We start from the raw sequence: 15,457 nt of genomic DNA on the forward strand, positions 1-15,457 counted from the left end.
GCGCCAGGGTAGTTACAGTGACGGCATGCCCCGACCCTCACGGCCCCCGCACGGGCCGCGCCGGTCGCTGCCGACCGTGGAGGAGACCTCGGCCGGCGGCCTGGTCGTCGACCGTTCGCATCCCACCCCCCGCGGTGCTGTGATCGCCCGGCTGAACCGGGCCGGGCGGGTCGAGTGGTGCCTGCCCAAGGGCCATCTCGAGCTCGACGAGACACCCGAGCAGGCGGCGGTGCGGGAGATCGAGGAGGAGACCGGGATCCAGGGCCGGATCCTTCACGGTCTGGGCACGATCGACTACTGGTTCTCGGTCGAGGGCAAACGGGTTCACAAGCACGTGCATCATTACCTTTTGCTGGCCACCGGAGGTCAGCTGAGTACCGAGGGAGATCCGGACCACGAGGCGATCGACGTGGCCTGGGTCCCGCTCGGTGAAATGGACGAACGACTGGCGTTCCCGAACGAACGCCGGATAGCCCGTGAGGCGAGTGTGCGACTCCTGGATTCGGCGTGAGAAGACTGGCGAGGCTGCGCCAGGGACTCGGCGCCGGTGTGATCGGTCTGTCCGTGACGCTGGGCCTGCTGGGCCCGGCCGCTTCGCCTGCCCAGGCGGCGGATGCGGGGGTGAGCAGACAGACCCCGGCCCCCTCGGTCGTGGCCCGGGTGACGCAGGAAGCGGCCCCGAAGGCCCCCAAGGGCAAGAAGCTCCAGCTCGCGCTGACCCAGGTGAGTCCCACCTCGCTGACCTACCAGGACGACCTGGTGGTCAGCGGCACGGTGCGTAATCCGGGCAACCGGGCGGTGAAGAATCTCGATGTCGCGCTGCGGTTCAGCTACACCGCGCTGACCGGCCGGGACGCCGTCACCGACTGGGTGAGCAAGGGTGATGTGGCCACCACCAGCGCGGTTCTGAAGCAGGTCACGCTGAAGAACGTCCCGGCCAAGGGGAGCAGTTCGTTCAGCTTCACCGTGGAGGCCGGCAGCATCGGCCTGTCCAGCTACAGCAGCTCGTTCGGGCCCCGGCCGTTCTCGCTGGTCGCCACCTCGGCCCAGGGCAAGCAGCTGGACACCCTGCGTTCCACCGTGATCTGGGCCCCGGAGAACGCCGAGGCCAAGGTCGGCCTGACCATGCTCGCCGCCCTCACCTCGACCGTCCCCTCCACCACGGCCGGTCTGCCCACCGAGGAGGCCGCGGCCGAACTGCTGCCCTCCTCGCGGCTCTCGAACATCCTGACCGCCTCGGACGACCCGGCGATCGGCTGGGCGGTCGACCCGGCCCTGCTGGCCTCCGCCATGGCGTTGCGCGACAACGGGATCACCGAGGAGACCGAAGAGGACGCCGCCGCCACCCCCGAGCCCAAGGCCTCGGCGAGCCCCAGCAGTCCGGCCGGGAAGCCCAGCGCCACCGCCGAGACCTCGGAGCTGACCGATCTGGGCATCAGCAGCGAGGCAGCGAGCACGGCCGGAGGCGCCTGGCTGAACCGGATCTCCCAGGGCCGGGCGAAGCGCACCGTGATCGGCCTGCCGTACGCCGACACCGACCTGAACTCCCTGCTCAAGGGCGGAAGCAGCCCGAGCCTGCTGCGCCAGTCGGACAAGCTGGGCGAGACGATCGAGCAGGAGGCGCTGGGCAAGAGCCTGTTCTCCCGGATCGCCTGGCCGGCCGACGGCGTGATCTCCAAGCAGGCGCTCGAGGGTCTGGCGGCGACCCGGCACGAGTCGGTCATCCTCTCCGCCGCGCAGCAGCAGCCCAAGCCTGAGCTGGACTACACCCCCAGCGGCACGAGCCGGCTGGCCGCGAAGGACAAGGAGCTCACCGGGCTGCTCTACGACCCGGAGCTGTCGAGCCTGTTCGAGGGCGCCGGGCAGGACCAGGGCGCCGAGACCACGCAGACGATGCTGGCCACCCTGGCCGCGATCAGCGCCGAACCGGCCCCGGACACGGGCACCCGGCAGGTGCTGGCGGTGGCCCCGCGTGACTGGAACCCCAGCCCGCAGAACGTGCAGCGGCTCACCGCGGCCCTGCGGGACGCCTCCTGGGTGGAGCTGAGCAGCCTGAAGAACCTGGGCGCGGCCACCCCGGTGGAGCGGGCGGGGCACACCTACGGCAAGAAGGCGGGCCGGGCCGAGCTGCCCAAGGGCAACCTGAGCACCGCCCAGGCGATGGACCGCGACCTCGACGGCATCGCCCCCGCGCTGATCGAGAACCAGGACGTGGTGCGGCGGCTGGAGCAGCGGATCGCCTCGCTGCTGTCGTTCGCCTGGCGTTCGGACCTGGACGACCAGGCCGACGCCCGGCGCACGGTGATGAACGACGTGACCGGCCTGACCGGCGGCGTGCAGCTGTCGATCGGCGACGACAAGGTCTTCACCGCCCGGTCCGCGCCGATCTCGGTGGTGGTGGTCAACGACACCGACTACCCGGTCCGGGTGTCGGTGAGCTTCCGCGCCCGGTCGGGGCAGCTGAAGGTGACCAAGCAGCCCGAGGCGGTCACGATCGCGGCCCAGCACCGGCAGACGTTCCGGGTCGAGGCCCGGGCCATCGCCACCGGCGACGTGCTGGTCGACGCCTCGCTGCTGGCCGGCGAGGGGGCGAGCGCCGAGGTGGTCGGCTCGCCGCAGACCTTCGAGGTCAAGGTCCGGCCCAACTGGGAGAGCTGGGGCATGATCGGCATGGCCGTCGTCCTCGGTCTGCTCCTGCTGGTCGGCCTGCTGCGCAGCTTCCGGCGCAACCGCAAGCGGCCCAAGGTGCCGCTGAACACCGTCCCCGACGTCGACGACGAGGTCACCCGGGCCTCCCGTCAGGCGGCCCGGGAGGCGGCTCGCGAGGCCGCCGCCGAGACGGCCCGGCAGGAGGCGGCCCAGCGCCCGGCCGCCCGGCCGATCGCGCGGCTGGGAGACATCCCCGACCTCCCGGATCGCTCCGCCCAGCTGGGTGTGACCGATCGCGCACCAGGTCCGGCCTCCGGTGGCGCAACGTTCTCGGGTCCACAAGGCTCCAGGGGTGGGGGCGAGGAAGGCCGCACACCCGGCACCGGATCTGCCTCCGGGAATCCGGGTCCGGCCCAGGGTATGCATGAGCAGAAGTCCGGTTCGGTACCGACGATGACCGCGAAGGGAGCGGAGCGTCGCAGCCCGACGATGCCGAAGGAGAACAGGTGAGCGGGTGGCGGCCGGACGATGCCGCGCACCCTCCTCACGACCCGGATCGGCCGTTGCGACCCCGGCGGGCAGACAACCAGCACGAAGAGCCCTACGAGCAGGTGCAGCCGGACCCGTACGCCGAAGACCCGTACGCGGCACAGCGGGAGGCCGAGTACGTGGCTCAGCACGATGACCAGCAGTCCGGACGGCAGGGGTACGACCAGCCGGCGGACGCGTGGTGGAACCGGCCGCCGGAGAGCTCGCGGCGCCGACCGGCGCCCGCCGAGCCTTATGAGCAGCCCTACGACCAGCCTTACGACCAGCAGCAGCCGTACCAGGCGCACTCGGGCGAACCGGTGGCCCCGGCCGAGCCCACTCGGCCGATGCGACAGGACAGCCCCCGGCGGGCGCGCCGCCAGGGGCAGCAGGAGGTCTCCCCCTCCGAGCCGACCCGGCGGGTCCGGCCGTACCGCCCTGAGCAGGCGCCTCGCCAGGGTCAGGGCGGCCCGGTCGCCTACGGGCAAGATCCTCGAACAGAGGACGATCGTGGCCAGTACGAGCGCTTCGACGAGTACGCGTCGGCCGACTCGCGCGACGGCGCCGGCTCCCGGGCCCCGTACGAGCCCTACGACCAGGCGCGCGATGCGGAAGCCGACCCCGACCAGCCGTACTTCCACCCACTCGACCCGGAGACCCCGTCTCCACGGACGTCCACTCGTAGGGGTTGGCGCGCCACGCCGCCCTCCACGCCGCCCGGACGCCACTACGACCTCTCCGGCCTCGACCCGGCCGAGCTGACCGGCTCGCTGAACCTGCTGGGGCTGGAAGGCCCGGCGCTGCCCGCCGACGTCACTCAGCCGATCCAGGCCATCCGGGCGCCGATCGCGCGTGCCCCGCGCCGGCCAATGCCCCCGGTCGCCCCTCCGCCGCGTCAGCGCGAACGTGGGTATGCCGAGCCGGAGATCGAAGAGCCGGTCGAGGTCGAGGAAGAGACGCCGGCCAAGGCTGCCTCCCGGACCTCCTCGCTGCTAGGTAGCAGCGCCTTGATGGCCGCCGGTACGGCTGTATCGCGCATCCTCGGATTTGTCCGCGCCGCTGTCCTGGTGGCCGCCGTACAGCCGAACGGTGACGGCGCCGCAGAAGCGTTCTCGGTCGCCAACATCATGCCCAACGCGCTGTACATCCTCCTGGCCGGAGGTGTGCTCAACGCAGTGCTGGTGCCGCAGATCGCCAAGGCCAGCAAGATGCGAGACGGCGGCGAGGACTACATCAACCGCCTGCTCACCGCGGCTCTCGGACTGCTGGCGGTGGTCACCGTCGTGGTCATCCTGGCGGCGCCGTTGCTGGTGAAGGTCTACAGCTCCGACCCTGACCTGTTCAATCTGACCGTTGCGCTCTCGCTGTGGTGTCTGCCCCAGGTCTTCTTCTACGGCCTGTACACGCTGCTCGGGCAGGTGCTGAACGCCCGTGGCTCGTTCGGGGCGTTCATGTGGGCCCCGGTGATCAACAACGTGGTGTCGATCGCCGGGTTGGCCGTCTTCATCGGGATGTACGGCACCGGTACGCAGCTGGTCTCGACCTGGGACGGCACCAAGATCATGGTGCTCGCGGCCAGCCAGACGCTGGGCGTGGCGTCGCAGGCGCTCATCCTGATCCCGCTGCTCGGCCGTAACGGGATCCGCTACCGCCCCCGGTTCGGGCTGCGCGGGGTGGGGCTGGCCTCGGCCAGCCGCGTGGCCGGCTGGACCTTCGCCGCGGTCGTCGTCCAGCAGATCGCGTTCGTGGTGATCTCGAGGGTCACCACCTCCGCGGCCGAACTGCTGAAGGACCGGCCGGACGCCTCGTTCTCCACCGGTAAGGCGATCTACGACAACGCCCAGCTGCTGTTCATGCTGCCGCACTCACTGGTGGCCGTCTCGCTGGTCACGGCGCTGTTCACGCGCATGTCCAACGCTGCGGCGGAGAACCGGATCCGGGACGTCCGGGCCGACCTCTCGCTCGGTCTGCGGCTGACTGGTCTGGCCACCACAGTCTCGACTGCGGCGATCCTGGCGCTGGGTCCGTACATCACCGCCTCGATGTTCCCGGGCAACGACCGCTCCGACACCACCGGTATCGCCTACGTGGTGATGGGGATGGCGCTGGGCCTGATCCCGTTCAGTGCGCAGTACCTGTTCCAGCGGGTGTTCTACGCCTTCGAGGACGCGAAGACGCCGTTCTTCATCCAGATCGCCGCCAGCAGCACCTGGGCCACCGGGAACGTGATCGCGCTGTTCCTGCTGCGCGACCGGGCCCCGGAGTACATCGTTGTCGGCGTCGGCGTCTCGATGGCGGCGTCCAACCTGGTCGGCGCCGCCCTGTCGTACCTGATCCTGCGGCGGCGGTTCGGCGACCTGGACAGCCACCAGGTGTTCCGGGCCTACGCCGAGATGATCGTGGTGGCCGCGATCGGCGGTGGGGTGGCCTGGCTGCTGGCGCACTCCACCGAGGCGATCATCGGTGACGGCTGGATCGCCTGCATCATCGCCACCGTCATCGGCGGCCTGGCCCTGCTCACCATCTTCGTGGCCGGTCTGCGGCAACTCGGGGTCTCCGAGATCGAGGACGTGATGGGCCCGGTCCTGCGCCGGCTGCCCTCTTCGCCGGAGAAGCTGGCCCGGCACGCCCGCTGAGGCTCCGCTGCTCGTCACCCTGCGTTCTGGCGGTTCGCCGTCGCCGGGCGCAATGGTGGCGAATGTGTCGTGATGTGGATGACACCTCGTTCCGGGCGAGTGGGCCAACTACGATGGAATACGGATCCGTACCGCGGTTCGCCGCAGCACCGGCCCATCGGGTTGACTGCTGCCGAGTGACACCGATCGACACAGGTCTCACATGTACGCGGATTCTGCTGCCATCGGGCTGGAAGGAGCGCCGGGCTTGTCCAACGCCACCCGGGGCACCGTCCTGGCGGGCCGCTACCGGCTCGAGGACAGGTACCACGCCAACACCGACGCGTCGGTCTGGCGAGCCGCCGACCTGACGCTCGAGCGTCCCGTCACGGTGCGGGTGATGCGCCCTGGCCACCCGTACTCGCCCGACGTGGCCGACGCCGCGCGGCGGGCCGCCCTGATCGACGACCCCCGGCTGGTCCGGGTCCTCGACGTCGGCACCGACGGCGACCTGACCTTCGTGGTCAGCAGTCATGTCGACGGCGACTCGCTGGCCACCCTGATCGAGCGCTCCCCGCTGGCCCCACCGGTGGTGCGGCGCATCATCGGCGAGGTGGCCCAGGGCCTGCGCGGGGCCGCTGCCCGCGGGCTGCACCACCTGCGGCTCACCCCGCGCTCGGTGATCGTCTGCTACGACAACACGGTCAAGATCTCCGGCGTGGCCGTCGAGGCGGCCGGGGCCGGTCTCGAGCCGGTCGGGGCCACCCAGGCCACCCGGACCGACGCAGTAGCCCTGATCGCCCTGCTCTACGCCGGCCTCACCGGCCGCTGGCCTCTGGAAGACGCGGGGTTCCCGCCGGCGCCCCGGGCGAACGGCGGTGGGCCGATCGCTCCGGCCGAACTGGTGCCCGACATCCCCGGCGACCTGAACCGGTTGTGCCTGCTCACGCTGGGCCCGCTCGACAACGGCCCGCGTACCCCGGCCGAGGTGGTGGGCCTGCTCTCACCGTGGCCCACCCCGGAAGAGGCCCCGCTGCGCCCGGCCACCCGCCCGCGCGATCCGGCCACCCCCGTCACCCCCAACCCGGCCCTGGTCATGCGGGGGCGCTCGCACCGCGGGCAAACCCCAGGCTCCGGATTCCGTCCCGGCGGCCCGGTCACCTCCGGGCCGACCGGCGCCCCCTCGTCCTCGCCCGGATCTCCCAGCGAGCATTCCGCGCCCAACCGTCAGGTTTCTCCCATGACCCCCGCCGCCTCGGCTGAGGACGATCCTGACCGCACCGTGTCGGCCTGGCCGCCTGCGGGTGGTGAACTGTTCGACCCGCGCCGCCGCGATCAGGGGCAGGTCAGGCCCGATCCCGACGCCACACGGCCGCCCGCTGCGGGCGCATTCGCTCCGCTGCGGCGCGACGTGGCTCCGCCGATGCGCGCCGAGGCCGCCGACCCGCCCGAGCGGCCCGATCTCACGCTGAACCGCCGCCCCACGGCGTGGCCCACCGGCGCCAGCACGCATCGCCCGGTTCCCGCCGAAGACGTCACCCGCCCCAGCCAGACCCGTCCCGATGTGCAGGCCCGGCCGGCCCGGCCGTCGGCACCGGCGGCTGGGCAGGACCGCGCTCCCCGGCGCACGGCCTCGCTGTTCCCCACCCCCAGCGTGGCCATCACGGGCTCCATGCCGCTGCCGCCCCGGGTCAAGAGCAGTAAGCGCACCGACGCACTGTTCGGTGGCGAGGACTCCGCGGAGCAGTCGGCCGCACCCCAGCCTCAGCCCGCACCCCAGCCTCGGCCCACGCAGCAGCCCCAGGGCCGTTCCCAGTCGAGTCAGTCGCCGCAGGGCGGCTATCCGAGCCGGTCGTCGTCCAGCCCCTTGCAGCCCGCCCCCACCCCCCAGCGATTCCAGGGGCAGGGGCGCGGTGAATCTCTCGCCCCGAACCGGCAGTCGGATCAGCGGGCAGCCCCGCCCCTGATGGCCGCGCCGCTGCGCCCCCAGCGTCCGGTGAGCAATCCGGCCACCGGCGCCAGGCCGATGCAGCCCGGCCTGGGGCAGCCCGAGGCCACGTCGTCCGCGCCGCAGCCGCAGTCGCAGCCGACCCAGGCTTACGGGAACGAGTCGCCGCCGAGTCCCCCCGGGGCAGAGGAGGCGCAACAGAGCTGGGCCGAGCAGACCTGGGGCCGGTTGAACCAGCCTCTGCCCGATCATGCCCAGACGGCCTGGCCGGAACAGGATCAGGCCCGGTCGGCCCCGGCCCCGGCCAGCCAGCCCCAGCCTGGTCAGCCCCAGCCTGGTCAGCACCAGCCTGGCCAGCCCGAGGTCCACTACCCCCAGTCTGGTAGCCCCCAGCTGGGCCAGCCCCAACCAGGCCAGCCCCAGCCGGGGCAATCCTGGTTGCACCAGCCCCAGCCAGTTGAACCCGGGTTGCACCAGCCCCAGCCGGGTCAGCCCGGGTTGCCGCAGCCCGGGTTGCCGCAGCCCGGTCAGCCCCAGCCTGGTCAACCCGAGTCGGGTCGGCCCCAACAGGGTCGCCCCCAGCCCAGTCGCCTTCGGACCACTCAGCCGCGCGGGCCCGAAACCCGGAACCGCCCAGAGCCGCAGAACCGGCCTGAGCAAGGAAGTCGGCCCGAGGGCGCAGGCCAGCCAGGCTCCGACGGTCGGCCCGCGCGCCGCACCGCCTCGCTGTTCCCCACCCCCAGCGTGGCCATGACCGGTTCAATGCCCCTACCTCCCCTGGGCAAGAACCGTCGCCGCACCGAAGCTCTCTTCGGTGACATCAGCCCCGCGGTCGACACCCAGGCCATTCCCGTGCCGCTGCAGGCCCTCGAGCAGGCCAAGAAGGCTGCTCAGCCGCGCTCGGCCGGGCAGCCGGGTCACTCCTCGCAGCCGGGTGGTCCTCAGCAGTCGGGTCGAGCGGCTCAGCCGGCCCAGTTCGCCCAGCCCCCGCGCACCCGCCCGGCGGCAAACCCGCTGGACAGTGGCCCGATCGCCACGGCTGCAGCAGCCCGCACCGCAGCCGGGATGCGGGCCGGCCGACCGGCTTCGCGGCCGATCGGAGACCCCGCCCCACAGGCACCGGGTCATCCGGGCTCAGACTTCGGCCAAGGCTCTGCCCAGGGCCAGTGGCCTGGGCAGAGCGCCGGGTCCGGCCCGGGGCAAGGGCAGAACCCGGGCTCGGCGTTCGGTACAGGTTCTAGCTCGGCCACCGGCTTCGGTCAGGGCCAGAACACCGCCGCGGGCTTCGGGCAAGGCCAGAACTCCGCCGCCGGTTTCGGCCCGGACCAGGGCGCCGCTGCCGGCTTCGCCCAAGGTCAGGGCGAGACGGCCGGCTACGGCCGGGGCGGCCAGGGTTACGGCGAAGACACCACCCGAGACTTCGGCCAGAGCGCCGGCCAGGGCTTCGGCTCAGACCGCAACCAGCGATTCGGCCCGGCTCTGGGTTACGGCCCGGGCCAGGCCGAGTCGAATTCCCCGTCGCCCGACCGGATTCCCACGGCCCGGCCGGTGGTCCCGGGTGCCCCACCGTCACTGTTCGCATCACCCAGCTCATCCGCCGGCGACGCGCCCGGTGGTGAACTGGCGTCCCCGCACGAGGCGGGACAGCATGCCGGGATGGGTTCCGAGCGCGCTGCCGGTCCTGGTCGTCACCGTGGCCCCGCCGAGGGCCGCGCCTCGGCCGCCGCGAACTCGCGGCTGCCCTGGGAAGAGGGCTGGTCGCCCAATCCGCACTCGGTGGGCCCGCCCTCGGCCCTGGAGTCCAGCGGGCCGTTCTCCATCGTCATCCCGCCCGAGGCCCCGCCGAAGGACCAGTCGCGCAAGGTGCTGGTCGGCGTCCTGATCGTGTTCGCCGTCCTGCTCCTGGTCGCCGCCTGGTCGCTGCGGGGCCTGTTCACCGGCTCCGACGACAGCGCGGCCGGTCCGCGGGAGCAGGGTCCGGTGCTCACCACCGCCCCGATCGCCAGCAAGACCCAGGAAGAGGCGGCCCAGACCGAGGCCCCGGTCGCTCCGAGCCCCACCGAGGAGCCCGTGGTCGTCGAGATCGAGGCGGTCACCGCCATCGATCCGCTCGGCGACGGTGACGAGCGCTCGGCCGGCGCGGCCCGCGCGGTCGACGGCGACGAGGACACCTTCTGGGAGTCCGAGCGGTACCAGAGCGCAGCTTTCGGGGGGCTGAAGAAAGGCCTGGGGCTGGCGATCGAGTTGAGGCGTACTACGGCGGTAAGCTCCGCAGAGATCGATGTCGCCGGAACCGGCGGGCGCGTTCAGCTGCGCACCGCCGACGAGCCGGAGTTCGAGGGTTCGACCTCAATCGGTTCGGGGTCGTTCGAGAACGGCACGGTCACCGTCGACGCCAAGGAAGACGCCGACGCCGGGAAGTACGTCATTTTGTGGTTCACCGAGCTCCCGGCAGTGGAGAGCGGGTACCGGATGGAAGTCTCCGAGGTGCGACTGACGTGAGTGACGACGGTGAGGTCGACGACCGTCGTCTGATCGCCGCCCACCTCACCGGCGACCCGGACGCGTTCTCGGTGATCGTCCGCCGGCACGCCGACCGCCTGTGGGCCGTCGCCCTGCGTACCACCGGCGATCCCGAAGAGGCGGCCGACGCGGTGCAGGACGCGATGGTGTCGGCCCTGCGGTACGCCGACCACTACCGCGGCGACGCGGCAGTGAGCACCTGGCTGCACCGCATCGTGGTGAACGCCTCCCTCGACCGACTGCGCCGGCGGGCGGCCCGGCCGAGCGTGCCGCTCGGCGAGCGCGATGTGGTGGCCGGCGCCGACGCTCATGCCGCCACGGTGGCCCGCCTCGACGTGCGCAGCGCCCTGGCCAAGCTGCCCGAGGCCCAGCGCGTGGCCCTGGTCCTGGTCGACCTGGAAGACATCCCGGTGGCCGAGGCCGCCCAGATGCTCGGTGTGGCGGAAGGCACGGTGAAGTCCCGGTGCTCGCGGGCCCGAGTCGCGCTGGCCCAGTTGCTCCGTGGCGCAGGCTCCGGCCAGGCCGCCCCGCAGAACGCTCCCACCGCAGGTCAGGCCCGTGATCGCCGCGCCGGTCGAGCCGGTACGGCGGCGCCCGGTTTCATCGGTGAGGCGCGACCGAGCCCCTACCGGAACGATCCGTACGACGCAGAGCCGGACCATCCGGCGGGGAACCACAGAGGCAGCGGCCGCGTCACATCGGAGGAGCCCCCCCGAGGACACAGCCGAGCAGGAGAAGGTTGGTGAGCATGCCCGCCCACCCGGAAGACGAGCTCCTGGCCGACCTTGCCGCCGACGTTCTGCCGGTCGACGCTGCCCGCCAGGTCGAGGCCCACGTGCTCACCTGCGCGCGGTGCTCCCAGGTGCTGTCCGACGCCGAGAGCGTGCGCACTCTGCTGCGTCAGGCACCCCGCGAGGCGATGCCGCCGCAGGTCATGGCCCGGCTCGAGCAGGCCTTCGCCGCCGCCCGGCAGGGCCAGGAACCCCAGCCCATGCCCCGCCGCGCCCAGTCTCCGCAGGCCGCTCAACCGCCGCAGGCGGCACCGGCACCGCAGGCAGCGACCGGCCCTCTCCGACGAGGCACCCGCGCCGGCCAGACCGGCCCCCAGCCCCAGGGCTTCCACCCCAGCGGTCCGCAGCCCCAGAGCCTCCGCCCGACCGGCCCGCTGCCTCAGGGCCAGCGCCCTACCGGCGCACACCCCCAAAGCGCGCATCCCCAGCATCCCCAGCATCCCCAAGGTGCGAACCCGACCGGCCCCACCCCTCAGGGCCCGCGCGCCACCGGCCCGGTCCCCCAGGACCCGCGCCAGACCCCGCAGCAACCGGTGCAGCCCACGCAGAAGAACCCCCAGCGGCCGGCCGAACTCGGCCAGGGCGCTCAGGCGGCACCCAACACGTCGTCCTACCGCGTGCGTTCGTTCAAGCGCCAAGAGAACGAGGCGGCCTACCCCGCCGAGAGCCCCACTGCACTGCACCCAGCCGTACGCGAAGACGCACCCGACCCGGAACTGACGCAACCCGTCCGTAAACGCCGTCGCGCCGTCGCCCCGCCGTCCGACAACACCTCCTCGATCACCCAGGTGATGCGCCCGGTCCGGGACAAGGGCCCGGCCAAGCTCACCCGGATGGACTCGACCCAGGCCATCCGCGTGCGCCGGCAGGCCCTGGAGGAACAGAAGGCCGACGAGCCGTCGCGCTGGCCCCGGATCTCCCCGCAGATCGCGGCGGCGGTGGTGCTGGTCATGGCTCTGGCCGGCGGCGTGGTCACCTGGCAGATCCGCGGCGGTGGCAGCGGGGCCGACGAGATGTCCTCCGGTGCCGCGAGCGCCTCCGACTCACAGGCCGGCCCGGTGCTGGCCTCGGTGCTGGAGACCGGCACGAAGTACCAGAAGGCCGAACTCGGCTCCCAGGTCGGCCAACTCGTGCAGAAGCGCAACCAGCCGCTCCTCGACGACCCGGCCGAATCGTCCTCTGGTGAAAGTGGTGACCAGACTCTCAGTGCGCAGGAGGACGGCTCCGCGAGCCCTGCGCAGGAGTCGGGCGCGCCGCAGAGCGCTCCCCAGGGCAACCAGATACTGAAGGACCCGGCGGCCCTGCAGGCCTGCCTCAAGGCGATCGACCGGGCCGACTCCCAGCCGGTCGCCGTCGACCTGGCCACCTACAACGGCCAGGAGGCCGCGCTCATCGTGCTGCCGGGCACCAGCGGCGGGTACGACGTGTGGATCGTGGCCAGAACCTGTCAACCTGGTGCCGACGGCACCATCGACGTCGTCGAGGTGGACTCGTGAGGCCCCACTGACCTGGTGCTTCCCGGGGCACCGGCGGGCGGGTGGGACAGGGAACACCACGACCGCCCACGCGGTTGCACAGCATCAGGCACTAGGCACTGGACTTGGAGAAGACGTGAGCGACGTCAGGAACGTCATTATCATCGGTTCGGGACCGGCGGGTTACACCGCGGCTCTCTACGCGGCCCGCGCGAGCCTGAACCCCCTGGTCTTCGAGGGTTCGGTGACTTCCGGCGGCGCTCTGATGAACACCACCGAGGTGGAGAACTTCCCCGGTTTCCCGGACGGGATCCAGGGTCCCGAGCTGATGGACAAGCTCCGCAGCCAGGCCGAGAAGTTCGGCGCCGAGCTGATCCCCGACGACGTCACCGAGCTGCACGCCACCGGTGACATCAAGGAGGTCAAGCTCCACGACGGCACCACCTACCGGGCCAAGTCGGTGATCCTGGCCACCGGTTCCGCCTACCGCGAGCTCGGCCTGCCGAAGGAGAAGGCGCTCTCCGGCCACGGTGTCAGCTGGTGTGCCACCTGTGACGGCTTCTTCTTCCGCGAGCAGGACATCGCCGTGGTCGGCGGGGGCGACTCCGCCCTGGAGGAGGCCACCTTCCTCACCCGCTTCGCCCGCTCGGTCACTGTCGTGCACCGCCGCGACTCGCTGCGCGCCTCCAAGATCATGCAGGAGCGGGCGACGGCCAACCCGAAGATCCGCTGGGCCTGGAACAGCGAGGTCGTGGACATCCACGGCGACGCGAAGGTCTCCGGCATCCGGCTGCGCGACACCGTCACCGGTGAGGAGCGCGACCTGGAGATCACCGGCCTGTTCGTGGCGATCGGCCACGACCCGCGCACCGAGCTGATCAAGGGCCAGCTGGAGCTGGACGACGCCGGCTACATCAGGACCGAGGGCCGCTCCTCGCGCACCAGCGTGCCCGGCGTGTTCGCCTGCGGCGACGTCGTCGACCACGAGTACCAGCAGGCCATCACCGCCGCGGCCTCCGGCACCACCGCCGCGATCGACGCGGAGCGCTTCCTGGCCGCAGTGGACGACGTCACCTCCGGCCTGGGTGAGGGCACGGTGGCCAGCGCGGCCGCAGAGCGCGCCGAGACCGTCGCGAACTGGAGTTCCGTGGTCCACTGAAGTACCTGGTCGGGCCCGCAACTCGCGGCCCCGACCTGCCCGCCGTGACCCTCCAGGTCCGGCATCATCGTCCGGGCCCCGGTCTCCCACCTGGTCCTGGTACGTCTGAAATCGCTTTACCGCCCGCCACTTTCGAGGAGAACCGATGGCTGACACGACGAACGCACCCAAGGCCGTCACGGACGAGACGTTCGATGCCGAGGTGCTGAAGTCCGACAAGCCCGTGCTGGTCGACTTCTGGGCGCCGTGGTGCGGCCCGTGCCTGCAGGTGGCGCCGGTGCTGGCCGAGATCGCCGCCGCGCACGACGAGATCACCGTGGTGAAGGTGAACACCGACGAGAACCCCAAGGTGGCCTCGTCGTACGGCATCACCTCGATCCCGACGCTGAACGTCTACCAGAACGGGGAACTGGTGAAGTCGATCATCGGCGCCAAGCCGAAGCCGATCCTGCTCCGTGAGCTGGCGGACTACCTGAACTGATCCGACTTCACGATGGTGAGCACTTCCCCCCGCCATCAGGCGTCTGTCCCGGATCTGCCCACGCTGATGGGTAGGTCCGGGGCTGGGCGGCCGCTCCGCCTGGGTGACGACGACGAACTGGTTCCGGTCCTGCGGGCGCTCCTGGTCCGCGCCGGTGCACTGCTGCCTGGCGTGGTGGCGCAGCCACCGGCCCAGGAGACGCGGTTCGATCAGCCGCTCGACGCGGCTGTGCGCGGTTTCCAGCAGGACCGTGGGCTGGTCACCGATGGGGTGGTCGGCCCGCAGACTGCACTCGCGCTCGACGGCGCCCGCTGGCGTCTGGGCGACCGCACGCTGCTGCTGACGGCTGGTCACTGGATGCGTGGAGACGATGTCTCTGCGCTGCAAGAACGCATGGTCGTCCTCGGTCTGCACGCTGGGCCGGTAGACGGCATCTTCGGGCCAGCCACCGAGTCGTCGCTGCGAGAGCTGCAGCGGGGGCTTGGGCTGCCCGCTGACGGTATCTGTGGCCGTCCTACGTTCACGGCTCTGGGCGCCCTGGGACGTTCGGTCTCCGGGGGCGACGCCTGGGCGCTGCGCTCGCGTGGTTCCGTTGCCATGGCCGGCGTCAGCCTGGCCGGCAAAACGGTGGTGCTCGACCCGGGCTCTGACCGTACGCCGGGCGTCGGCGGGGTCACCGAGGCCTCAGTGGCGTACGACGTGGCGCTGCGCCTGGCCGACCGGCTCTCCGCCGTGGGTGCGCGGGTCCGGCTGACCCACAACCCCGACCAGGACGTCAGCACCGAGGACAGGGTGGCCCTGGCCGAGTCGGAGAGCGCGGATCTGGTGATCAACCTGATCACCGAGCGCCATCACAATCCGGTCGCCTCCGGTGTGGCCACCTACTACTGGGGTGGCGGCCGGGTCGGGCAGCACTCGGAGGTCGGACAGCGCCTGGCCCAGCTGATGCAGCGCGAGATCGTCGCCCGTACGACGTTGCTCGACTGCCACAGCCATCCGTGCTCGTACGACCCGGTGCGGCTGACCCGGATGCCGGCCGTGATCCTGGCGCTGGGCTATCTGACCAACCCGGAAGACGCGGCTCACCTGGGCGATGCCGACTTCCGGTCCCAGGTCGCCGAGGCCATCCTGTTCGCCGTGCAGAGGCTCTACCTCGCCGAGAACGACGCTGAGACGGGAACCCTGAAGCTCAGCGACGTGCAGGCGTTCGCCCGGCAGCGCTGATCCGGCATGCAGAAGCCCCCACCCACACGGGTGGGGGCTTCGCGCTGGGGGCTCACAGACGTCT

The 15,457-nt window shown here is 71.7% G+C and carries 9 protein-coding genes; all 9 read left to right on the forward strand.

Features of this window, described 5'->3' with window-relative positions:
* The first annotated feature begins 25 nt into the window (after positions 1-25).
* Complete coding sequence (locus QSK18_RS05460) at positions 26-511, forward strand: NUDIX hydrolase (RefSeq protein WP_232808841.1); 486 nt, start codon at positions 26-28, stop codon at positions 509-511.
* Entirely contained in the window at positions 508-3,159 is a 2,652-nt protein-coding gene (locus QSK18_RS05465) for a DUF6049 family protein (RefSeq protein WP_232808842.1), read from the forward strand. The genes QSK18_RS05460 and QSK18_RS05465 overlap by 4 nt, the downstream gene beginning before the upstream one ends.
* On the forward strand, positions 3,156-5,813 hold the full coding sequence (gene murJ, locus QSK18_RS05470) for a murein biosynthesis integral membrane protein MurJ (protein ID WP_285616860.1): 2,658 nt from the start codon (positions 3,156-3,158) through the stop codon (positions 5,811-5,813). Before QSK18_RS05465 ends, murJ begins: the two co-directional genes overlap by 4 nt.
* 247 nt (positions 5,814-6,060) lie before the next feature.
* Complete coding sequence (locus QSK18_RS05475) at positions 6,061-10,242, forward strand: hypothetical protein (RefSeq protein WP_285616862.1); 4,182 nt, start codon at positions 6,061-6,063, stop codon at positions 10,240-10,242.
* Complete coding sequence (gene sigM / locus QSK18_RS05480) at positions 10,239-11,009, forward strand: RNA polymerase sigma factor SigM (RefSeq protein WP_285616864.1); 771 nt, start codon at positions 10,239-10,241, stop codon at positions 11,007-11,009. The genes QSK18_RS05475 and sigM overlap by 4 nt, the downstream gene beginning before the upstream one ends.
* Before the next feature lie 2 nt (positions 11,010-11,011).
* Entirely contained in the window at positions 11,012-12,550 is a 1,539-nt protein-coding gene (locus QSK18_RS05485) for an RsmA family anti-sigma factor (RefSeq protein WP_285616867.1), read from the forward strand.
* A 115-nt stretch (positions 12,551-12,665) separates the two neighbouring features.
* Positions 12,666-13,688, forward strand: coding sequence for a thioredoxin-disulfide reductase (gene trxB, locus QSK18_RS05490; protein ID WP_232811458.1), 1,023 nt, complete (start codon positions 12,666-12,668; stop codon positions 13,686-13,688).
* Between the two features lie 145 nt (positions 13,689-13,833).
* On the forward strand, positions 13,834-14,169 hold the full coding sequence (gene trxA, locus QSK18_RS05495) for a thioredoxin (RefSeq protein ID WP_232811459.1): 336 nt from the start codon (positions 13,834-13,836) through the stop codon (positions 14,167-14,169).
* A 15-nt stretch (positions 14,170-14,184) separates the two neighbouring features.
* The gene (locus QSK18_RS05500; RefSeq protein WP_285616871.1) at positions 14,185-15,393 is read left to right on the forward strand and encodes an N-acetylmuramoyl-L-alanine amidase; all 1,209 of its coding nucleotides are present in this window, start codon (positions 14,185-14,187) and stop codon (positions 15,391-15,393) included.
* Positions 15,394-15,457 lie beyond the last annotated feature (64 nt).

This window comes from Kineosporia sp. NBRC 101677 (assembly GCF_030269265.1).
Lineage (GTDB): Bacteria > Actinomycetota > Actinomycetes > Actinomycetales > Kineosporiaceae > Kineosporia > Kineosporia rhizophila.